The sequence below is a fragment of the Mycobacterium sp. SVM_VP21 genome (genome assembly GCA_024758765.1).
GTDB classification, from domain to species: domain Bacteria; phylum Actinomycetota; class Actinomycetes; order Mycobacteriales; family Mycobacteriaceae; genus Mycobacterium; species Mycobacterium heraklionense_C.
On the sequence record CP101406.1, the window covers coordinates 736,658 to 758,168 of the forward strand.

Genomic DNA, 21,511 nt, shown 5'->3' on the forward strand with positions numbered 1-21,511 from the left:
TGATCGATAACTTGCGTCCGCTTCGCGACGTGGCTTCGTCGGTGGATTTGTGGTCCTGGCAGGTGCGCTGAACCGCCCATCAAGTGGACTCTCAAGCTCATATCTGGCTCTAAGGCCGTTCAAGTCGCGCTGGGACTCCCACGCCCGCCCGCAACGAAGGCGAGAACGACACCAAAACGACCACGGTCGCCGAGCCCGTGATGGACTCGGCGACCGTGGTCGCGTTCAGGTGTCGGCTAGGCGCCGGGCGCCCCGTCAGTGCCCGGGGTACCGGGGGCGCCGTTGCCGGCACCGCCGGTACCGGTGCCGCCGGCGCCGGCCGCGCCACCAGCCCCGCCGGGACCACCCGGCGTGCCACCGTTGCCGCCGTTCGCGCCATCGCCGCCGTCGCCACCGGTGTTGCCAGCGCCCTGGGCGGTACCGCCCTTACCTCCGGCCCCGCCGTGACCGCCGGCCCCGCCGGCCCGGTCGGCACCGTCGGTACCGGCAGTGGCACCGCTGCCGCCAGCCCCGCCGACGCCGCCCTGACCGCCAGTGCCGCCGACTCCGCCATTGCCGCCGTCGAAGCCGTCGCCGGTGGCGTTGGTTCCGCCGGTGCCACCGTTGCCGCCGGCACCGCCCGCGCCGGCAAGGCCGCCGGCGCCGCCGGCACCGCCGGTACCACCAGTCGACGTGCCACCGGCACCGCCCTTGCCGCCGTTGCCTCCATCACCGGCCGCACTGCCGTTGCCACCGGCCGCGTTCGAGTGGTTAGCGCCCGCTGCGCCGGCCCCGCCGACCCCGCCGTTACCGCCGGCCCCGCCGGCCCCGCCGGTGCCGTCGGCCCCGACGGTTCCGGCCGGTCCGCTGGTGCTCGTTCCGGCTGCACCGCCGACCCCAGCTTTACCGCCGACCCCGCCGTTACCGCCGTTGCCGCCGTCCAGGCCCTGGCCGCCGGTGCCGCCGTCGCCGCCTTTACCGGCAGCGCCGCCGGTGCCGCCGACTCCGCCGCTGCCGGCGGCACCAGTGCCCGAGGTACCGCCTGCCCCGCCGTTGCCGGCACTGCCACCATTGCCGCCGTTGGTGCCGTTGCCGCCGGCCGCGCTCGCCGAACTGGCCCCGTTGGTGCCATCGGCTCCAGCCCCGCCGTTACCACCGGCACCACCTTGGCCGCCACTGCCGTCGAGTCCGACGGTTCCCGCGGCACCAGCGGTCCCGCTGGTACTGGCGCCGCCGGCACCGGCCGCCCCACCGCCTCCGCCGGCACCGCCCTTACCGCCGTTACCGCCGGCCAGGCCGTTGCCATTGGCGTCAGTGCCACCCTTGCCGCCGGCCCCACCGTGACCACCGGTGCCACCGACTCCGCCGTTACCACCCTTGCCACCGTCGCCCGCGGTCGCGGTGCCGCCGGCACCACCCTTGCCGCCTGCGCTTCCGGCCGAGCCGTCACCGCCGTTACCACCGGCTGCGCCGGCCAGGGCGCTGCCAGCGGCTCCGGCCGCGCCGGCCGTGCCGGCACCGCCGTTACCGCCGTTACCGCCGTCGGCCGTGCCGGTGGCGGCGCCGCCGTTACCGCCCTGGCCGCCACCGGCACCACCGTCACCGCCATTACCGGCGTGGCCGGCACCGAGCGCCAAGCCCAGGGGGTTAAGCGGATTCACCACCACTGCGCTGCCGCTGCTCGCACCGCCGTTACCACCGTTACCGGCCGTACCGCCCGGGTCACCGGCAGCGCCACCGGCACCGCCGTTGCCGCCGATGACCGTGCCGCTGCCGCCGGCACCACCATTGCCGCCGTTACCACCATTCGTCGTGCCGCCGGTGAGGCCGGAGCCGCCGGCACCGCCGGCACCACCGGCACCACCATTGCCGCCCACGCTGACGCCAGTGGTCGCGCCGGCACCGCCGGCACCGCCGGCACCACCGTTACCACCGTTAGTTCCCAGGAGGCCGGACCCGCCGCTGCCATAGCCACCCGAGCCGCCGTTGCCGCCCCGGCTGTAGACGCCGGTCCCGTTGTTCCAGCCCGTCGCGCTACCGCCAGCGCCACCCTGGCCGCCGTCGGCGGCCTGGTACTGACCCGTGCCACCGGCGCCGCCGTTACCGCCGGCGAAGGTGCCGGTACCGCCAGCACCACCGGCACCGCCGTTACCGCCGGGGCCCTTACTTCCGAACCCACCGCCACCGCCAGCGCCGCCCGCTCCGCCGGTTGTCTTCACAGTGGCATCGTTGGTTGCGCCGGCACCACCGGCACCACCGGCACCACCGGCACCGGCTGCCCCGGTGCCTTGGCCCCCGCCGCCGGTACCGCCCTGACCTCCAGCCCCGCCGACGCCCGCAGCTAGTGCCGAACCGGTGGCGGCACCGCCGGCACCACCGGCACCACCCTTACCCCCGGTGTCGGCCCCGAAGCCGCTGCCGCCCATACCGCCGCCACCGCCAGCGCCGCCGTTGATGCCGGCACCGCCAGCACCGCCGGCACCGCCGTCCGCTCCGGCGCCGGCCTTGGCGCCGTAGGTCTGGCCACCGCCTTGACCGCCGGCCCCACCCCTGCCGCCGTTGCCGAGGAAGGCGCCGCTGCCGTCCTTGGCCGCGTCACCGCCGGCGCCACCGGCACCGCCGGCCGAACTGGCGCCGAGCTGGCCGGCCCCGCCAAGGGGGCCGTTGAACTTCTCACCGCCGATACCGCCGTTGAGGTGGGTGGCGTCACCGGCCGCGGCCGCGCCGCCGTTACCGGCGGTACCGGCCGCGCCGCCGTTGCCGCCCGCGCCGAAGGTGTACCCGCTGCGGCCACCGTCACCGCCGCTGCCAGCTGCGCCGCCCCCGGCGCCGTTGCCGCTGCCGCCGTTGGCGAAGGTGCCGGCCGCGCCGTTACCGCCATCGCCACCGGCACCACCGTTGCCGCCCGTGCCGAAGAACCAGGCCACCGCGGCACCACCGTCACCGCCGGCGCCACCAGCGAAGCCGGGCGTGATGGCGTTGCCGCCGGCACCACCGTCACCGCCGAGGCCCATGAACCAGCCACCGGAACCGCCGTCACCACCGGCCGCGCCGGCACCACCGGCACCACCGTCGCCGCCGTTGCCGATCCAGCCAAGAGCACTGCCGCCGTCGCCGCCGGCAACGCCGGCCGCGTCGCTGGTCCAGCCAGCACCACCGTCACCGAACCACAGGCCGCCGTCGCCGCCATCGGGATGCAGCGCCGTTCCTGCGGCACCGTCACCGATCAGATACAGCCCGGAGATGTCGTTGATGGCACCGTTGACCAACTCACCCAACGGGTTGTTGATCCAGAACTCCATAACCATATGGATCGGGTTATAGATGAGACCGTTGATCAGATCCGTGCCGAAGTCCGCCGCGGGCATGGGTTCGAAGTTGAAGCTGAAGTCCGCCGGCTGGGCACCCGACTGGAACATGTCGGAGAGCCAATCGAAGTTGAACAGATCTTCGACATCGGCCTGCGCCGCGGGCGCGGATGCCCACGGCGCCATGCCGAACGCCAAGAATGCGGCGACCGCGCTGCCGGCGCCGGCCGCCCGGCTACGGCGCCGCGCGCCAGTCCCGGGTTGAGTGCCACGCTGGCTGCTGGTGTGACGACGATTCATTTTCGAACACCTCTCCTGTGAACAGTCCTGTTGAGCGGTTGTGACTTCTCAGTTCGGGTCATGCGATGTGCGGGCCGTACGGGATTAAAGACCCAGGGCGTCCATGAGGCCCGTCCAATCGAACGCATCCCCCACGCTCGAGCCGGTACCGCCGTCGTCGAAGAAGTCAGAGGGGACGACGGGGAAAGAGAATCCGGACAGCGGCGGCTCTGCGGGCGGTTGGCCAGGGGTCTTGCCGTCCCAGTTCCAGGCAGCCCCGCCCATCAAGCCGGCCATCGCCTGCTCCCAACCCATGATGGCGCCGATCGGGCCGACACCGTGGCTTAGAACGGTGAGCGTGAGCGGTGATCCCAGAATGGCCGACGCGTCGATAGCGAGGCCGACACTGTTGAAGATCGAACCGCCGACCGCGGGCACTGAGTCGACGATGTTTCCGGCAGAGTCGTAGTACGTGTAATCGGCGTTGGCCACCGAGCCGGGGGTGAGCAGGCCGCCGAACGCGAAATCCAGATGCGAGATGGTGCCCGGCGGCACCACGCCGTCAAGCAGCGGCAGGATGAAGCCGAGGTCGAGGGTGGCGCCGTTGAAGAAGGCGCCGGTCATATTGGCCAGGGTCTCGTTCAGGCCGTCGCCGTCGGTGATGCTGTTGAGCAGCGCGACCCAGGGGCTTATCCCCGGCCCGAGCATGCCCATGATCATGCCGCTCATCGGTGAGGAGATGAAGTTGATGATCGCGTTTATCGGTTCGACGTCGGTACCGGCGGGCAAGAAGGCCGGCAACAGTTGAGGCAGGAGCCCGAAGAGCAGGGAGTGGCCGAGGGTGAAGGTGCTGAGGTCGGCGCCCCCGCTGAGGGTGTGCAGAATCGTGGTAGCGGCGATCGGGTTATCCGCTGCAACATTGAGCAAGGTGTAGCCATTGCTCACCGCGCGCAGGTGCTCCTGCATCTCGTTGACCACGTCCGGGATCTTCGACGGGTCGTTGAGGACCTCCTGGAAGAACGCGTACTGGTTGGCGATGAACTGCTGGAACGCCACGAACGGAGCGACGTTGAAGTTGTTGGCGAGCACCGTGGAGTTCTGGGCCGCGATGTTGTACTGATCGATCCACGGCGCCATCGCGTCGGTCAGGAAGCTGGTGAGTGCCACGTCGCGGGCCGCGGGAATGTCGGGCAGTGACGCGACCGCCGGCGGGACGCTGATAAGAGTGGCGCCCACGATCGCGACACCCGTGGTGGCGTAGGGGCGAAGGGTTTTCTGCACAGCCATCTCCTTTTGTGAGGTGCCGCCCTCGGCAAACGCCTCGAGAAGCCTTGGCGCCGCCGTGTTGCTCCTGGATTCACACTTATTTGCTGATGTGAAACAGAACACTAACCGTGAAAAAGTTAAGACACAAGCATCCTAGTCAAATAATTTTCGAACATTTCCAAAGCTCACAGGCGTTAACTTCCGGATAGCTCGTGCTACAGCATATTTTCCCCCTGAGAGTGGACAGTGTTCCTGTTCGGGGCAGGGCACGTGCGCCACACCAGACCAGGAACCTGTGGTATAGGCAAATCGGTGGACAACCCCGCAAACGACACGGTCGCCGGGCCCCTGTCGGGGACCCGGCGACCGTGAGGCGATCTATCTGGGTGTAACTAACTGCCCGGGTTGCCCGGGGTGCCGGCGGTACCGTCGGCACCCGCGGTGCCGGGCGTGCCGTTGGGGGTGCCGGTGCCGCCCGCACCGAGCGCACCACCGGTCCCGAGGGCGCCCCCGGCGCCGCCGCCGCCAGGGGTGCCGGTGCCAGCCGCGTTGCCGCCGTTGCCGCCGTTGCCGCCGTTGCCGCCGCCGCCGCCGTTAGCGCCGGCGCCGCCACTCCCCTGGGAGCCGCTGGTGCTGGCACCGCCCGCGCCGCCGGTGCCGGCGCCGCCGCCGGCCCCGCCGTTACCGCCCTTGCCACCGGCCAAGCCATCGCCGTTGGCACCGGACCCGGCGCTGCCGGTCCCGCCGCCGCCGCCATTGCCGCCTTGGCCACCAGCCCCGGAGGCGCCGCCGGCGCCGCCCGTGTTGCCGGTAGAGCCGCCGCCGGCCCCGCCGTTGCCGCCGAGTCCGCCGGTCCCGCCGTTGCCGCCAGCGGCGCCCGGGTTGGTGGGCACGCTGGCACCTTGGCTACCGTTCCCGCCGGCCCCGCCGACACCGCCGGCGCCGCCCGCGCCACCGAAAAGGTCGCCGCCGGCGCTACCAGCGGTACCGCTGGTGCTGGCACCCCCCGCCCCGCCCGTGCCGCTGTGCCCACCGACTCCGCCGCTACCGCCGTTGCCGCCGGCCAGGCCGTTGCCGTTGGCGTCGACACCGCCGGTACCACCGGCGCCACCGTTCCCGGCAGCGCCGCCCTGACCGCCAAAGCCTCCACCGCCGCCATTGCCGGTGCCCGACGTTCCGCCGGCGGCACCGTTACCGCCCTGACCGCCGGCGCCGCCAACCTGGCCGTTGCCGCCGGCAGTGGTGGCCGAGCTGGTGCCCGCGGCTCCGTTTCCACCGGCGCCACCCGAACCCCCGAATCCGCCGAGGCCGCCATTGCCGTCAGTGGCGGTGGCACCGTTACCGGCACCGCCGTGCCCGGCCTGACCGGCAGCACCGCCGGCCCCGCCGATCGCGCCGTTACCGCCGTTGCCGCCGGCCAGGCCCGCGCCAGTGGTGGGGTCATTGCCGCCGGCGCCGCCGTCGCCGCCGTTGCCGCCCCGGCCACCCGCACCACCCATGCCGGCGTTGCCGCCGGTCCCGTTCTCGGAGGTGCCGCCGTTGCCGCCCTTGCCTCCGGCGGCAGCGTTGGTGCCATTGCCTCCGACGCCGCCGGGGGTGGTGCCGCCGGTGCCGGTGAAGGCACTGTTGGTGCTCGACCCGGTGGCGCCGGTCGCACCCGCGCCGCCGACGCCGCCAACACCGCCGTTGCCGCCGTTGACGTCGCCGGCACCGTTGCCGCCGTTACCGCCGGCCCCACCGACGCCGCTGGTGCCGTTGCCGCTGCCGCCCACCCCGCCAGTACCGCCGTTACCGGCGTGGCTGGCGCCGAAGCCGGCGGGGTTGCCGATGGTGGTCTGCACGCCGCCGCTGTCGCCGCCGTTGCCGCCGGCCCCGCCGACTCCGGCGGCCGCCTGCTCGGCGTCGCCGCCGGCGCCGCCGACGCCGCCGTTGCCGCCGGAGGCGGTGCCGTCAGCGCCGTTGCCGCCGGCGCCGCCGGTGCCCGCGACCTGCTCGCCGAAACCGGCTCCGCCCGCGCCGCCGTTGCCGCCATTGCCGCCGACGCTGACCACGCCGGCGCCCGTGGCACCGGCTCCGCCGTCACCGCCGACACCACCGTTGCCGCCGATGCCGGAGGCGCCGATCAGCACGCCCGAGACCGAACCGCCGCTGCCGCCGGCACCGCCGTTGCCGCCTTGGCTGTAGATGGTGCCGTCGGCGGCCTTCCAGCCGGTGCTGGTGCCGCCGTCTGCACCGTTACCGCCGATGCCGCCAGTGCCGCCGGTGATCGTGGAGCCGCCGCCACCGCCAATACCGCCGGTACCGCCCTTGAACGTGCCGGTGCCGCCGACGGCGCCGTTGCCGCCGTTGGCGCCGGTCAGGCCGTCGCCACCAGCGCCACCTGTACCGCCCTGGCCGCCAATGGTCTGAATGGTGTTGTCGTCGGTGGCGCCGTTGCCGGCCGCGCCGGCATTGCCGCCGACGCCACCGACGCCTGCGACACTGGAACCGCCGGTGCCGCCGCCGCCGCCGTTGCCGGCGGTGCCGGTCACGCCGACTGCTCCCGTGGCGCCACCACCGGCGCCACCGTTACCTCCGGCGCCACCGACATTGGCGCCGAGGGAGGCGCCGCCGTTGCCACCCTGGCCGGCCTGACCACCGTTGATACCTTCGGCGCCGTTACCGCCGTTGGCGCCCGCGCCGCCGATGTTGCCGCCGCCCCCAGAGCCGCCGAGGCCGCCCCGACCGCCGTCGCCGAGGTAGTTGCCACCGGCGTCCTTGAAGGCCACACCGCCGTTGCCGCCGGCACCACCGTCGCCGCCGTCGCCCACCTTGCCGGCCGCGCCGACCAGCGGGGAGTTGTAGAAGTTGGAGCCGCGGGCACCGGCCGCACCGCCCGCACCACCCTGGGCCTGGCTGAACGTGGCGGCGCCACCGTTGCCACCGTTGTAGTGGTCGGCGGTGCCCGCAGCGCCGTCGCCGCTGGTGCCGCCATTGCCGCCGACGCCACCGCTACCGCCGTTGCCGAACAGGTAGCCCGAGACGCCACCCGCGCCACCGGCACCACCGGTTCCGCCGATGCCGCCGTTGCCGGTGCCGCCGTTGGCGTAGGTGCCGGCCGCACCGTTGGCGCCGTGGCCGCCAACGCCACCGGCGCCGCCGTTGCCGAACAGCCACGACATGGCCGCGCCGCCGTCGCCGCCGGCGCCGCCGGTCAGACCGTTGCCGGTCGCCGACAGACCGGTGGCGTCGCCGCCTGCTCCGCCGTCGCCGCCGTTGCCCATCCAGACCCCACCGATACCACCGTTGCCGCCGACCGCACCCGCACCGCCGTCACCGCCATCGCCACCATTGCCGAAGCCCAGCGCGTTACCGCCATTGCCACCGGCCACCCCGGCGACATCACTGGTCCAGCCGGCACCACCGTCACCGAACCACAGACCACCGTTGCCACCATCGGGGTTCTCGGCGGTGCCAGCGATACCGTCACCGATCAGGTACTGCCCGGAAATGGTGTTGATGGCGCCATTGACCATCTCACCGAGCGGATTGTTGATCCAGAACTCAGTCACCATGTGCAACGGGCTGTAGAACGCCTGGTCGAACAGCGTGGCCATGTTGAAGTCACTCATCAGGCCGGACAGGTCGAAGGCGTCCGCCGAGCCGGGGACGTCAACATCAGCGGTCGGGACCAACCAATCGAAACTGAACAGATCATCGAAATCAGCCTGAGCGGCCGGCGCCGGCGCCAACGGCGTCATACCGAACGCCAAAAACGCCGCCACGGCGCTGCCAGTGCCAATCATCCGGTTGCGGTGCCGCGGTGTGGTCTTGCCTTGAGTCATGCGAATGCCTCTCGTGTGAAAGTCGTTTTGAGATAACAGGTTTGGGTGGGATATACGGCTAGATCGGGCGGGCGGGTTACAGGCCCAGCCCCGCCACCAGGTCGGCGAACCAGTCGGTAGCCGCAGCACCACCGGCGCCGCCGTCGTCGAGGTCGGGAATCAGCGGCAGGTCCGACCCGGCCAGGGGCGGGGTCACCGGCACCGCGCCCTTGCCGTCCCAGCCCGAGCCCAACAGGGCGCCGATGGTCTGGCCCAGACCCATGATCGCGCCGATCGGGCCGACCGCATTGCTGTCGATGCTGATGCTCCCCAGAATCGGAACACCGGTGAGGTCGATGCCGACGCTGTTGAGGATCGAGCCGCCCACCGCGGGCGTCTCAGCGACGACCTCACCGTTGGCGCCGAGCACCTGGTAGGGGTCGATGGCCACATGGCCGGCGCTGAGCAGGCCGCCGAAGGCGATGTCCAAGTGGCCGATCCCCATGCCGGCCGGCAAAAGGCCACCAGCGACCTCGTTGATCATCGGCAGCAGGCTGTCCAGGTTGAGGGTGGCGCCGTTGAGAGAGGCCCCGAACATGTTGGCCAGCGTGTCGGAGATGCCGTCGTGGTCGCCGATGCTGTTGAGCAGCGCGACCCATGGGGCGATTGCCGGCCCCAGCGAGCCCATGATGATGCCGCTCAGGGGCGAAGACAAGAAGTGGATGATCGGGATCAGATCCGCCGGGAACATCCCACCCGCAATCGATGCCAGTGGCCCGGCGAACAGGTCATACCAGCCGAACGTGAAGTTCGCCGAGTTGCCGGCCGCCAGGGTGTGACTGAGCACGATGTTGAGGGTTTCGTCGGTGGGATTGCTCAGGGTGTACCCGGTCAGCACCGCGTCGAGGTTGTGGCGGATCTGCTCGGTGACAGCGGTGATGTTCGCCGGGTCATCCAGCAACTGCTGGGCGTAGTCGTTCTGGTTGGCGAAGAACTGCTGGAACGCCACACCCGGCGCCAGGTAGTAGTTGTTCAGCATCTGGGTGAGATTCTGCTGCGCGGCGTTGAACACCTCGTCCCATGCACTGTTCGCAGTCAGCGCCACATCGCGCGCCGTGCTGATCTTTGGCGGCGACATCGCGGCCGGGGTGGCTGCGATCAGGCTTGCGCCCACGATCGCGACGCCGGCGGCGGTGACGTAGGGACGAAGGGTTTGTTGCACAGCCATCTCCTTGTTGTTTGGTACCGCCCTTGACCAGCGTCTCGAAGGCCGTGACGCCGCCGTATTGCGTCTGTGGACACAATCGTCCACGGATGTGAAAGGCGACACTACCGGTGAGTAACCTTAGAGGCAAGCAAATTGGTCAGATGTTTTTCCAGTGTTTTCGGAGCGCGATCTAAGTACACGCCTTAACTTCTCAAGTCAACTGTAAGCAAAACCTGAGACCGATCGGTGGACTTGTTGCCGATATGGCGTACTGCTCTGGCTGTCGCAGTAGGTCGCAGTAGGAAGTGCCGTGGTATGTCTGTTAAGTGCGGATCGGTGTACAGCTGGCCTATGCGGGTGGGTTCAAGGAAGCGGTAGAGCGGGTTGTCGCGCTGGAGCGAGTCGGGATTGACGTGGTCTCGGTCGCCGAGGCCTACTCGTTCGACGCCATCAGCCAGCTGGGCTACCTGGCAGCCAAGACTTCGCGGGTCGAGCTCCTCACCGGAGTTCTGCCCATCTACACCCGTACGCCCGCCCTGTTGGCGATGACGGCTGCCGGCTTGGACTACGTCTCCGACGGCCGGTTCGCCCTGGGCCTGGGCACCTCGGGGCCACAGGTGGTGGAGGGCTTCCACGGCGTGCCGTTCGACGCTCCCCTGGGCCGTACTCGCGAGGTGGTGGAGATCTGCCGGTCGGTGTGGCGCCGCGAACGCCTCAACTACCACGGAAAGCACTATCAGCTGCCCCTTCCGGCGGACCGCGGAACCGGGCTGGGCAAGTCATTGCAGTTGATCAACCACCCGGTGCGGACGCGGATTCCGATCTCGATCGCCGCGTTGGGGCCCAAGAACGTCGAACTGACCGCCGAGATCGCTGACGGTTGGCAGCCGGTGTTCTTCTACCCGGAACGTGCCAATGACGTGTGGGGTGAATCACTGAAAGCCGGTGCGGCCAAACGCGATCCGGCGTTGAGACCGCTGGATGTCATCGTGGGGGCGTCGCTGGCCGTCGGCGACAACGTCGACGACCGACTGGCATGGGTGAAACCGCAGCTGGCGCTCTACATCGGTGGAATGGGCGCCAAAGGCCGCAACTTCTACCACAACCTGGCCACCCGTTACGGCTTCGGCGATGTCGCCGATCGCATCCAGGAGCTTTACCTGTCCGGACGCAAGACCGAGGCGATCGACGCGGTGCCCGACGAGCTGGTGCGTAACACGTCTTTGGTCGGACCGCGGGGCTTGGTGGCCGAAAGGCTGGCCGCCTACGCCGAGGCCGGCGTGACCACGCTGCTGGTCGGCCCGCTGGCCACCGAGCCCGACGAAGCGCTGCGTTACGTCGAAGAGCTGCGCGCTCTGCTGCCGTCCTAACTCCGCGCCCGGGGGCCGGGTGTGGTCCAGAACACCCCGCACGCCAAGATGGGCCCATGGAATTCACGCCCACCGTGACCACCCCCGTTGCAGAAACCCTGGTTGAGCTGCTGCGGCGGCAGGCCGAGCGGTTCGGTGACAAGGTCGCGTTCAGCTTCTCCTACAACGGCGACGACGAAGGCCGTAGCGAGCTGACATTCAGTGAGCTGGACCGCCGCGCGCGCGCGATCGCGGCGAATCTGCAGCGCTACGACGTCACCGGCGAGCGAGTGCTGGTACTGGTGCGGCCGGGCCTGGACTTCATCGCCGGGTTCTTCGGCTGCCTGTATGCGGGTGCCGTCGCGGTGCCAGTCCATCAGAAGCTCGCGCCGCGCCTACAGGTCGTCGTCCCCGACGCTGCCGCGAAGTTCGCGCTCACCGCCTCCGAGAAGAGCCAGGACACCCGGGCCGCGGTCGCCGGGATCCCCGGGGAACCCGAGCACTGGTTCTTCACCGATGCCGGCGCCGACCCCGACACCTGGGTCGCCCCCGATATCGACACCAACTCCCCGGCCGCCATCCAGTACACGTCGGGCTCGACCCGCTCCCCCAAGGGCGTGTTGCTGAGCCACGGCAACATCCTGCACAACTGCGATGCCATCCGTCAGTCGTGGAACGGCGACGAGAATGCCAAAGGCGTGTTCTGGCTGCCACCGCACCACGACCTGGGCCTGATCGGCGGGATCTTGTCCATGATCTACGTCGGGGCCAGCACGGCGCTGATGTCGCCGACAGCGTTCATCAAGCGCCCGATGCGCTGGCTGGAACTGGTGTCGGCGCATCGCGGCGTGATCACCGCCGCACCGAACTTCGCCTACGACCGGTGCGTGGAGACCAGCACTCCCGAAGAGCGTGCCGCACTGGATCTTTCCTGCATGACCGTGGCGATGAACGGCGCCGAGTCGGTGCGCGCCACTTCGCTGGCGGCGTTCGCCGACGCCTTCGCGCCGGCGGGTTTCCAGCTCTCGTCGTGCTATCCGGTGTACGGGTTGGCCGAGGCCACCTTGTGTGTGGCGTCCGGATCGCCCGCCGGAGTGCCCGGGGTGCGCTACCTCGACCGGGTCGCGCTGGAGCAGGACCGCATCGTCGACGTCTCCCCCGACGATCCCGCGGCCGCGACGTTCGTGGGCTGTGGGCAGCCGCGACAAGCCGACATCGCGATCGTCGACCCGGTAACCCGCCAGCCCTGCGGGCCAGACGAAGTCGGCGAGATCTGGGTCGCCGGACCCAATGTCGCGCAGGGCTATTGGAACAGGCCGGAGGAGACGGCGGCGACGTTCGGGGCGGTGCTGGCCGAGCCGGGCGAGGAGACCCGCGGCCCGTTCCTGCGCACCGGAGATCTCGGTTTCCTCTGTGCCGGTGAGATTTTCACCACCGGACGTTGCAAGGACCTGATCACCATCGACGGTCACAACTACTATCCCAACGACATCGAATTCACTGTGCAGCAATGCGACCCGGTGCTGGTGTCGGGCCGCGGGGCGGTCTTTGCCACCGACGCGCCGCCCGGTGGTGTCGAACAGCTTGTCGTCGTAAGCGAAGTGGACAGTGCGCAGGCCGGTGAGTCCGACCTCGACGCCGTCATCGAGGCGATTCGCCTGGCGGTCGCCACCCATCACGGGATCGCGGCCGACGCCGTGGTGCTGGTGCATCATGTGTCTCTGCCGACCACCTCGAGCGGCAAAATCCAGCGCGGCCAGTCCAAGCAGAACTTCGTCGAGGGCAAGCTGGCGACCCTCGCGGAGTGGCGTACACCCACCCGGGAACTGTCCCTAGAAGAGCTGGAGGCGGCCGCCAAGATCGTCTCGACGCTGCAGACCTGGGGAACCCGCCCGGGGTGAGGCGGCCCGGCCCGTCAGGGATTTCGACCATGTGGTGTGGTGCCCAGCTCTGCGCGACAAACGCTGGGCGGGCGGGATGTGCCGGGGGTTGACCCGGCGAGGCGGGGCGTCACCCCGACGTTGCCGACCTTGCCGACGTTGCCGACGTTGCCGAGGAAAAGTGAGCCGAGTGAGCGGTTTCGTATGCACCACAGCCACATTGGCTACCAAACCGCACACTCGATGAGTACCCCTGCCGGGTGGACGCAGTAATACTCCCGCGTTTCCCCGGTGTATCACTCCCCCACCTGCGGTAACTCGTCAGCGGCAATCTCACACGGGGTCTTCGGCGAAACATCGGCGGGCGGCAGTGCCTGCTCGGCGCCCCCGGTCCCTTCGGTTGCCACCGCTTCCCCCGCAGGCTCGGATTCGGATTCCGGTTCGGCTGCCGCCCCGGTTTCGTCGGCCGGCTCATCCTCCCCGGGTTCCGCAGCTTCGGCCTCCTCGGCGGCCGGCTCGGATTCGCCCTCGAGTTCATCGGGCTCATGGTCCTCGCCATCATCGGGAAGGCCGCCGGTCGAGGTGTCGTCATGGAACGGCTCGCCCATCGGGTTGCCAAGACCGTCGTCACCGAATGCGTTGGCCAGCCGCGGAATCAGGCCTCCGAGACCGCTCAGCCCGCCCAGCCCGCCGGTTGGCAATCCGCCCCCCAGATCCCCGGGCAGGCCCAGCCCCGCCGGCAAACCCGGCTCGGCGGGCAGGGTTTCGGGTGCCGGCGCCGGATCCGGCGCAGCAGCACCCGCAAGCTCACCTGGCGCCGGCGGTGGGTTGACCGGTGGCGAGTCCGCCGGAACGGGGGCCGCGACGACGACCGGCGATACCGACACCGGCGGGTCGAGTTGCGCTATCGGACCGAGCTCCCCCGGAATCGCGAACACGGCACCGGTCCCGGGGTCGGCTGTCGCTACCGCGGCGCGGTAGGCCGCATCGATCCCGTCCTTCGCCGACCGCACGGCGGCCAGCCATTCGCCGCGAACATCGTTGTCCACGTGGGGTATCACCTGCTGTTCGATGACCTCGGCGGCGTGCGGGTCGTTGGCGCCGGAGTTCACCGCGTGAGCTGCCGCCAGCCACGCCGGCCGCCCGGCGCCCACCCGGTCGTCGACGGCCAGCACCGCTGCAACCTTGGCGTCGACCAAACGCCACACCTCGTCGCGCAGCACACCGCAACCCGCGACCGCCGCGCGCAACCGGGCTGTCAGCTCAGCTCCGGCGTCGCAATGCCGGCGCAGGAACTCCGTCGCGGCCCCAGCGGCCGGCCCGCGCCAGCTGTCGGACAACTCCGCCAATCCTCGACGCTGCGTACGCAGTGCGTCATCGGCGGCGTCGGCCAGCGCGCCCAGCGCGGCGCAGTCGGCGTCGAGGCGCCGCAGGTCCAGGCCGGCTTCACTGGCGTAGCGGTCGACAAGTTGGCCGTCATAGCCGGTCAGATCCGGGTGCCGATACCCCAAGCGGTAACAGGCCGCTACGTAGGTCTGCGTGTGTGCCACCGCCTCGTGGCCCTCATCCAGCCGGGCGGGCACGTCGTATTGCTGTGCCACCTCAACCGACCCGCTCGCGGGCGATCGCCTCGGCGTGCGCGTAGCGCGCCAACCCGGCTCGCAGCGTCACGGCGATCTCAGCGCTGGCCCGCGACCAGCGCGCCAACTCCGGCGCCCAGCCATGCAGCGCGCGGCGCAGGGCCTCCCCCGCACCGGCATAGTCGCGCCCGGCGGCTCCGCCGTCGAAGGCCAACCCGGCCAGCCGGATGCGCGACGCGGTGTCGATGGCGGCCGCGGTCGCGTCGAAGTAGTCCGCGACCGAGCGCAGGGCGTCGGCGTCGAGATAAAGCTGTTGTCGTCCCATACCCCGGTATGACGGCGAAGATGCCCCCACGGTTCCGGCCACGCCAACCTCAGCCGTAATGTAGGCGGCACTGCGCGATTCGGATCTCGCCATCGACGACCTTGTAGACCAGCCGGTGCTCGACGGTGATACGGCGTGACCAGTAGCCGTGGAAGCCATGCCTTAACGGCTCGGGCTTGCCGATCCCCTCGTTGCCATTGCCTTGGATGTCGGCGATGAGTTGGTTGATCCGCCGTAACACCTTGCGGTCCTGATGCTGGCAGTAGAGGTAGTCGTCCCAGGCCGATTCGTCCCAGACGAGTTTCACTTACTCGTCCAAGAGATCGTGCGCCGCCCCTTCGCCGGCTTCCAGTCGCTCAATCGAACCCAGCAGCCGCCGCGCATTGGCCGGATTCTGTAACAGATGCGCGGTCTCCTTCAACGCCTCGTAGTCATCCAGCGCAACCAGAACGACCGGGTCCTTTCCCGACCTGGTGATGATGACTTCTTCACGGTCATCGAGGACGGAGTCGAGCGTGGCCGCAAACGCTGCCCGCGACGCCGAGTAGCTCATCGTCTTCATGGTCCGTGCTCCTTCCCGACGCCGGAAACGATTGTACAAATAATTGTACGTTATCCGGTCGTCCGGGGGACGAAGATGACGGCTGGTCAGCGGGTTCAGCGGGTGCGCACCGCGTCGGCGACTTCGGTCGCGACCCGGCGAGCCGTCTCCTCATCAGCGGCTTCCACCATCACCCGGACGAGCTGCTCGGTTCCCGACGGGCGCAACAGGATTCGCCCAGTGTCACCGAGCTCATCGGTGGCACGCTGCACCGCATCACGCACTGCCGGGCGACCCACCGCCTCGGCCTTGTCGGTGACCTCGACATTGATCAGCACCTGCGGCAGCGTGCGCATCGCCGAAGCCAGGCCGGCCAGCGGTGTGCGCGTCTGCGCCATGCGCGCCATCAGCCGCAGGCCCGTCATGATGCCGTCACCGGTGGTGGCCACCCGGGGCAGCACGATGTGGCCGGACTGCTCACCGCCGAGGGTGAATCCGCCGGCGCGCAGCTGCTCGAGAACGTAGCGGTCACCGACGTCGGTGGTGTGCACCGTCACCCCGGCCGCCCGCATGGCCAGGTGCAGACCGAGATTGCTCATCACGGTCGCCACCAAAGTGTCGTCCGCCAGTTCTCCGGCTTCGCGCATCGCCAGGGCCAGCACGACCATGATGGCGTCACCGTCGATCACGTTGCCGGCGGCATCCACGGCCAGGCAGCGGTCGGCATCGCCGTCGTGCGCCAGGCCCAGGTCGGCGCCGTGAGCGAGCACCGCGGCACGCAACGGCTCCAGGTGCGTCGAGCCGCACCCCTCGTTGATGTTGAGCCCGTCAGGGTCGGCATTGATCGTGATCACGGTGGCGCCGGCGGCCCGGTAGGCCCGCGGCGCCGCGTCCGATGCAGCGCCATGAGCGCAGTCCACCACCACGGTCAGGCCGTCCAGCCGGCCGGGATTGGACTCGCCCAGGTGCCTCAGGTAACAGTCCAGCGCATCCTTGGCGTCCACCACCCGGCCCAGCTCGGCGCCGATCGGGCGCAAACCCGGTCCGGCAGCCACCAGGTCTTCGATCTGGTCCTCAGTGGCGTCGTCGAGCTTGTGTCCGCCGGGACCGAAGAATTTGATGCCGTTGTCGGGCATCGGGTTGTGCGAGGCCGAGATCATCACCCCGAAGTCGGCTTCATACGCGCTGGTCAGATAGGCCACTGCCGGCGTCGGCAGCACACCGACGCGCAGCGCATGGACACCCTGGCTCGTCAGCCCCGCGATGACCGCGGCCTCCAGCATCTCGCCACTGGCCCGCGGGTCACGGCCGACGACGGCCACCCGGCGACCGGGACCGAGACAGAGCCGTTGTGCCGCCGCGCCGCCCAGCGCGACCGCCAGCTCGGCGGTCAACTCGCGGTTGGCAACCCCGCGGACGCCGTCGGTGCCGAAAAGTCGACCCATAACTATCCTTTATCGCCGCGAGCGCACGTGCCGCCGGCCCGACACGCCGGTATCGATCCGAAAACACGCACCCTCAAACGCAAGCCGGGGGCGCCTTCCGCGTGCGGAAGGCACCCCCAACTCGCTGCCAGAATGCAATCGCAGATCAGCGCTTGCTGTACTGCGGAGCCTTGCGGGCCTTCTTGAGACCGTACTTCTTGCGCTCGGTGGCCCGGGGGTCACGAGTCAGGAAGCCGGCCTTCTTCAGGGCCGGACGGTCTTCGGGCTGCACCAGGATCAGGGCGCGGGCCAGAGCCAGCCGCAGCGCACCGGCCTGGCCGGAGGGGCCGCCGCCGTCGAGGTGGGCGTAGACGTCGAAGCTGTCCACCCGGTCCACGGTGACCAACGGAGCCTTGATCAGCTGCTGGTGCACCTTGTTGGGGAAGTAGGCCTCCAGGGTGCGCCCGTCCAGGTTGAACTTGCCGGTGCCAGGCACCAGGCGCACACGCACCACCGCCTCCTTGCGGCGGCCGACGGTCTGGATGGGACGACCCAGGTCGTGTGGCTCGTAAGCCGGCGCGACCTCCTCGTACACCTCTACGGTCTCGTCAACCACGGGAGCCTCGGCGGCCTCGTCGATGGCCTCAGTACCTTCAAATGCAGTCTCGGTCATTGCGCCACCTGCTTGATTTCGAACGGGATCGGCTGCTGAGCGGTGTGCGGGTGCACCGGACCGGCGTAGACGTGCAGCTTGCGCTGAATCTGACGCCCCAGCTTGTTGTGCGGGATCATCCCGAGGATCGCCTTCTCCACGACGCGGTCGGGACGGGTCTCCATCAGCTCACCGATGCTGCGCTTGCGCAGCCCGCCCGGGTAGCCCGAGTGACGGTAAGCCATTTTCTTCTGCAGTTTGTCGCCGCTGATGGCGACCTTGTCGGCGTTGATGATGATGACGAAGTCACCGCCGTCAACGTTCGGCGCGAATGTCGGCTTGTGCTTGCCGCGCAGCAGGGTTGCTGCCGCAACGGCGAGCCGGCCGAGCACCACGTCGGTGGCGTCGATGACATACCACGAACGTGTGGTGTCACCCGCCTTCGGCGCATAGGTGGGCACAGCGCTTACCTCTTCTTTTAACTCGAGCCGGGGGTTCCCGGTTCTTGCGGATCCCGGAGCGAGCCGGGTGCCGGTCTGGCGGCGACGGGTTGGTTCTCGGCGACCGACAGTGACCCGAGGACCCGCTGTGCCCAATAGGCACCGCACGCCAACGGTGCAGCTTACCGGCGGCGATCGGGGCGGGTCAAAACGGCGACCGGCAGCGTTTGAGCCGGTGTGGCCCCGTCGGCTCTCCACCGTCGGGGCCACACCGTATTCGGGGGTGGCCTCTCCTACCTCCCCCAAGCTCCCGCGGCGCGACGATCGGCATCGGCGACGTCGGCGGCGCCGTCGCGCACGGCGCTGCCCAGGTCGAACAGGATCTGGTTCAGCGCGCTGACGGCGTGCTGCCATCGCAGCTGTTCAGCGTGGTAGGCGCCGGCCGCCTCCCGCGTCCAGACCTGCTGCAGGGGTGCGATCTGCGACCGCAGCTCCTCCAGTGCCCCGTTGAGCCGGGCGGCCGTGGAGTGAATTTCCTGGCGGACGGCATATTCGATCTCATCGAAGTTGTACGACAGTGCAGCGTCCATGTCCGGCCCCGCTCAGATGCCGTCGCCGGCGGCAGCGATGTGGTGCGAGTGGGCCTGGGCGACCTCGCGGAGCGCCCGCTCGTTGTGGCGGATCGTCTCGGCGATGCGCGCTAGCGCGTGGTGCAGCTTCAAGGATTCTGCGTTCCAGCGGTCCACGACATCCTGGAACCGGGTGGCCGCCAGGCCCGACCACACCGACAGCGGCACCGCCCGCATCTTGCCGACGAACGCCTGCAGCATCCCCCGAATCTCCTCGTTACGGGCATCGGTGGCTGCCGCGACGGCGCGCATGACGTCGAAGTCGGCGCTGAGTGTGCTGGTGCCTGCGGGTGTGCTCACATCTCCCCCATATCGGTCGGCGGCTGCGATTCAGTCGCGTTGATATGTAGTTCGACTGCACTCGGCGGCTTTCGGTTCCCTCGGCTGTGGCAACCGCCGGGCGTTGTCGTAGGCCACCGGGCCGACGCGTCGATCTGCCCATTCCCCTTCCGCGACCATCGGCTGGATGACATAAATGCAGAACGAGGACCGTAAGCCCTTGAGCTGACTGCTGCGTACGGCCTGTCGACTGCATCTATGGAGGGGAAATGCGGCTAGCTCTGGGCGCCCATCTCACCGGTGGACTGGCCATCACCGCCGCCGGCATGCTGGTCGTTCCGCCGGTGCAACCAGCGGCAGCACATGCGCCGGTGCTACTGGCCGCTGCTGAATCCTCGGTCGGGGATGGCACCGCGCTGATCATGGGCGCCAGCTTCGTCGCGACGCCCAGCCAGGGCTGGCTGAACGCGTTCGACAGGCTGTACCTGCAACCACATGGCTTCACCGGCGACATACGGGCGGTGACCACACCGGAGTCGCTGTATCCCTTCACCGGCCCGTTCAGCATGACGTTCGACAACTCGACGGCCCAGGGCCAGCAGATCATCCTGGACGCGATCAAGGAGCAGATCGCCGCCGGCGGAGTCAGTCACGACAATCCCGTTGTGGTCAGCGGCTATTCGCAGAGTTCCACAATCGACTCGCTGCTGATGTCGCGGCTGGCCGCCGAGGGGGTGGACCCCAACGACGTGCACTTCGTGCTGCTGGGCGACCCCAACAATCCCAACGGCGGCCTGCTGGAACGCTTCGCGGTCGCGGACGGCAACACTCCCGACGCCGCCAGTCTGGGACTTACTTTCAGCGGTGCGACACCGTCGGATATCTCCCCGGCCGACATCTACACCTACGAATACGACGGCTTCGCCGACTTCCCGAAGTACCCGATCAACCTGCTGTCCGATCTCAACGCCTACCTCGGCATCGTCTTCAACCACATCGCGTACCTGGGGCTGACGCCGGATCAGATCGACAACGCGATCCGACTCCCGACGTCGGCGACCGACTCGCTAACCAACTACTTCATGATCGAGTCGCCCAGCCTGCCGTTGCTTGACCCGCTGCGGTTGATTCCGGTGGTCGGCAATCCCCTGGCGGATCTGCTGCAGCCAAGCTTGTCGGTGTTGGTCAACCTGGGCTACGGCAGCATCGACAACGGATGGTCGCCGGGGTTCGCCGATGTGCCCAATCCCATGGGGTTTCTGCCGCCCCAAAGTGTCTTGGACCAAGTTCCCGACGCCCTGCTGAACGGTCTACAACAAGGCATCCAGGACGCGTTCAAAACCCTGATGGATCCCACCAATTACCAACTGATCTCGCCCCAGACGATGGACTACGTACTCGGTCCGATCATCAACTCCGCGATAGCCGCGTTCGACCTCGACGGATCACCGGACGACATCTCGAACTACCTCTCGACGTCCCTGGCCGGCGCCGCGAACTGGTTCACCCAGGGCTTCGGCGAGTTGTCGTTCACCCACACCGGCCTCCCTGCGGTCGACATGGCCAGCGCACTGCTGTTCACTCTGCCACCGCTCGCCGTGGAGCTCTTCAACACCGAGATGGCCGCCGGCAACCCACTCGACGCAATCGGCGAACCACTAGCAGCGCTGGTCGGACTTGCCCCGCTCATGCTGGTGGGGGCAGTGATCTAGGGCCCAACGACGCTGAGGAGCTGGCCTGCGTGCGTTATCCACAGGCTGACCCGTGATCCGAATGGCCGCGACCCGATCCGGCGGTAGGCTGCCGGCATGGAGCAGGGGAACCTGGAGGCACGCGTCGCCGAACTGGAAACCCAGGTGCGCGACCTCGATGGCCGGGTGCGTGCAAGCGAGCGCGACGCTGCGGCCGCACGCGTCCTCGCCGGCGCTGCCGATCGGGACGTGCCCGAGTTCCGCGACGAACTGCGGGACTTTCGACGGGCCACCAGCGCGAGCTTCAACGCACTTCGCGAGGACATGAACGCCCGCTTCGAACAGGTCAACGTGGGATTCATGGAGATGCGCGGAAGATTCGACGCAACAGCGGCCGGTCAACAGCACATCGTCGAACTCATCCAGGGCCTGATCGGCGAGCAGGGCGGCACCAGCTAGGCCCTGCGGTAACCGCGATATCCCCTGCAAACGACTGATCGCCGGGCCCCAGAGGGGACCCGGCGACCGTGTCGAGGGAGTGCTGGCTAGCCGGGGTTACCCGGGCTGCCGGGGCTGCCGGGGTTGCCGTCGGGGCCGACCGGGTCACCGGCACCACCGGCGCCGCCGAAGCCGCCGGAACCAGCGTTGCCACCTGCGCCCACGGCACCGGCGTTGCCATTGCCAGCTCCACCGTGTCCCGCTGCGCCGGCCGCGCCGCCGGTCCCACCGTTACCGCCCTTACCGCCGTCGCCGCCGGCCAGACCGGCGCCGGTGGCCGGGTCCACGCCACCGCCGCCGCCGGTGCCGCCGGAACCGCCGGTGCCGCCGCGGCCGCCGTTGCCGGCGTTGCCGCCGGTTCCGTTCTCCGAACTACCACCG

Annotated in this window: 17 protein-coding genes; 4 read left to right on the forward strand and 13 right to left on the reverse strand. The window is 69.5% G+C overall.

Going from position 1 to position 21,511, the window contains the following annotated elements; all coding sequences use genetic code 11:
* Nucleotides 1-236 precede the first annotated feature (236 nt).
* The 4 genes from NM962_03680 to gjpA (NM962_03695) form a co-directional block, all read right to left on the reverse strand.
* Entirely contained in the window at nt 237-3,587 is a 3,351-nt protein-coding gene (locus tag NM962_03680) for a hypothetical protein (protein ID UVO13257.1), read from the reverse strand.
* Nucleotides 3,588-3,671: 84 nt separating this feature from the next.
* Nucleotides 3,672-4,853, reverse strand: coding sequence for an outer membrane porin GjpA (gene gjpA / locus NM962_03685; GenBank protein UVO13258.1), 1,182 nt, complete (start codon nt 4,851-4,853; stop codon nt 3,672-3,674).
* A 371-nt stretch (nt 4,854-5,224) separates the two neighbouring features.
* Complete coding sequence (locus tag NM962_03690) at nt 5,225-8,656, reverse strand: hypothetical protein (GenBank protein ID UVO13259.1); 3,432 nt, start codon at nt 8,654-8,656, stop codon at nt 5,225-5,227.
* 76 nt (nt 8,657-8,732) lie between these two features.
* Entirely contained in the window at nt 8,733-9,863 is a 1,131-nt protein-coding gene (gene gjpA, locus NM962_03695) for an outer membrane porin GjpA (GenBank protein ID UVO13260.1), read from the reverse strand.
* Nucleotides 9,864-10,168: 305 nt separating this feature from the next.
* On the opposite strand from gjpA (NM962_03695), the gene NM962_03700 reads away from it, so the two are divergent.
* Together NM962_03700 and NM962_03705 are read left to right on the forward strand one after the other, a co-directional pair.
* Nucleotides 10,169-11,212 (forward strand): LLM class F420-dependent oxidoreductase, encoded by a 1,044-nt coding sequence (locus NM962_03700; protein ID UVO13261.1) that lies wholly within the window; start codon nt 10,169-10,171, stop codon nt 11,210-11,212.
* A gap of 56 nt (nt 11,213-11,268) precedes the next feature.
* Nucleotides 11,269-13,092 (forward strand): fatty acyl-AMP ligase, encoded by a 1,824-nt coding sequence (locus NM962_03705; protein UVO13262.1) that lies wholly within the window; start codon nt 11,269-11,271, stop codon nt 13,090-13,092.
* Between the two features lie 275 nt (nt 13,093-13,367).
* Here NM962_03705 and NM962_03710 read toward each other — a convergent pair whose 3' ends face one another.
* From NM962_03710 to NM962_03750, 9 genes are all read right to left on the reverse strand, one after another.
* Nucleotides 13,368-14,672 carry a hypothetical protein gene (locus NM962_03710; protein ID UVO13263.1) on the reverse strand — a complete coding sequence of 435 codons (1,305 nt, stop codon included), beginning with the start codon at nt 14,670-14,672 and terminating at the stop codon, nt 13,368-13,370.
* A 1-nt stretch (nt 14,673) separates the two neighbouring features.
* Entirely contained in the window at nt 14,674-15,018 is a 345-nt protein-coding gene (locus tag NM962_03715) for a type VII secretion target (protein UVO13264.1), read from the reverse strand.
* Nucleotides 15,019-15,025: 7 nt separating this feature from the next.
* Entirely contained in the window at nt 15,026-15,283 is a 258-nt protein-coding gene (locus NM962_03720) for a Txe/YoeB family addiction module toxin (protein UVO13265.1), read from the reverse strand.
* Entirely contained in the window at nt 15,284-15,538 is a 255-nt protein-coding gene (locus NM962_03725; protein ID UVO13266.1) for a type II toxin-antitoxin system prevent-host-death family antitoxin, read from the reverse strand.
* Between the two features lie 95 nt (nt 15,539-15,633).
* The gene (glmM, locus tag NM962_03730) at nt 15,634-16,962 is read right to left on the reverse strand and encodes a phosphoglucosamine mutase (protein ID UVO13267.1); all 1,329 of its coding nucleotides are present in this window, start codon (nt 16,960-16,962) and stop codon (nt 15,634-15,636) included.
* 145 nt (nt 16,963-17,107) lie between these two features.
* Nucleotides 17,108-17,536: a 30S ribosomal protein S9 gene (gene rpsI / locus NM962_03735; GenBank protein ID UVO14537.1), complete on the reverse strand. Its 429-nt coding sequence runs from the start codon at nt 17,534-17,536 to the stop codon at nt 17,108-17,110.
* 74 nt (nt 17,537-17,610) lie between these two features.
* Nucleotides 17,611-18,054, reverse strand: coding sequence for a 50S ribosomal protein L13 (rplM, locus tag NM962_03740; protein ID UVO13268.1), 444 nt, complete (start codon nt 18,052-18,054; stop codon nt 17,611-17,613).
* Nucleotides 18,055-18,326: 272 nt separating this feature from the next.
* A complete protein-coding gene (locus NM962_03745) occupies nt 18,327-18,623 on the reverse strand; it encodes a WXG100 family type VII secretion target (GenBank protein ID UVO13269.1) in 297 nt (98 codons plus the stop codon).
* A 12-nt stretch (nt 18,624-18,635) separates the two neighbouring features.
* A complete protein-coding gene (locus tag NM962_03750) occupies nt 18,636-18,962 on the reverse strand; it encodes a WXG100 family type VII secretion target (GenBank protein UVO13270.1) in 327 nt (108 codons plus the stop codon).
* A 248-nt stretch (nt 18,963-19,210) separates the two neighbouring features.
* Between NM962_03750 and NM962_03755 the strand changes: the two genes are divergently transcribed.
* A complete protein-coding gene (locus NM962_03755; GenBank protein ID UVO13271.1) occupies nt 19,211-20,653 on the forward strand; it encodes a PE-PPE domain-containing protein in 1,443 nt (480 codons plus the stop codon).
* Between the two features lie 96 nt (nt 20,654-20,749).
* Nucleotides 20,750-21,091 (forward strand): hypothetical protein, encoded by a 342-nt coding sequence (locus tag NM962_03760; protein UVO13272.1) that lies wholly within the window; start codon nt 20,750-20,752, stop codon nt 21,089-21,091.
* The last annotated feature ends 420 nt before the right edge of the window (nt 21,092-21,511 follow it).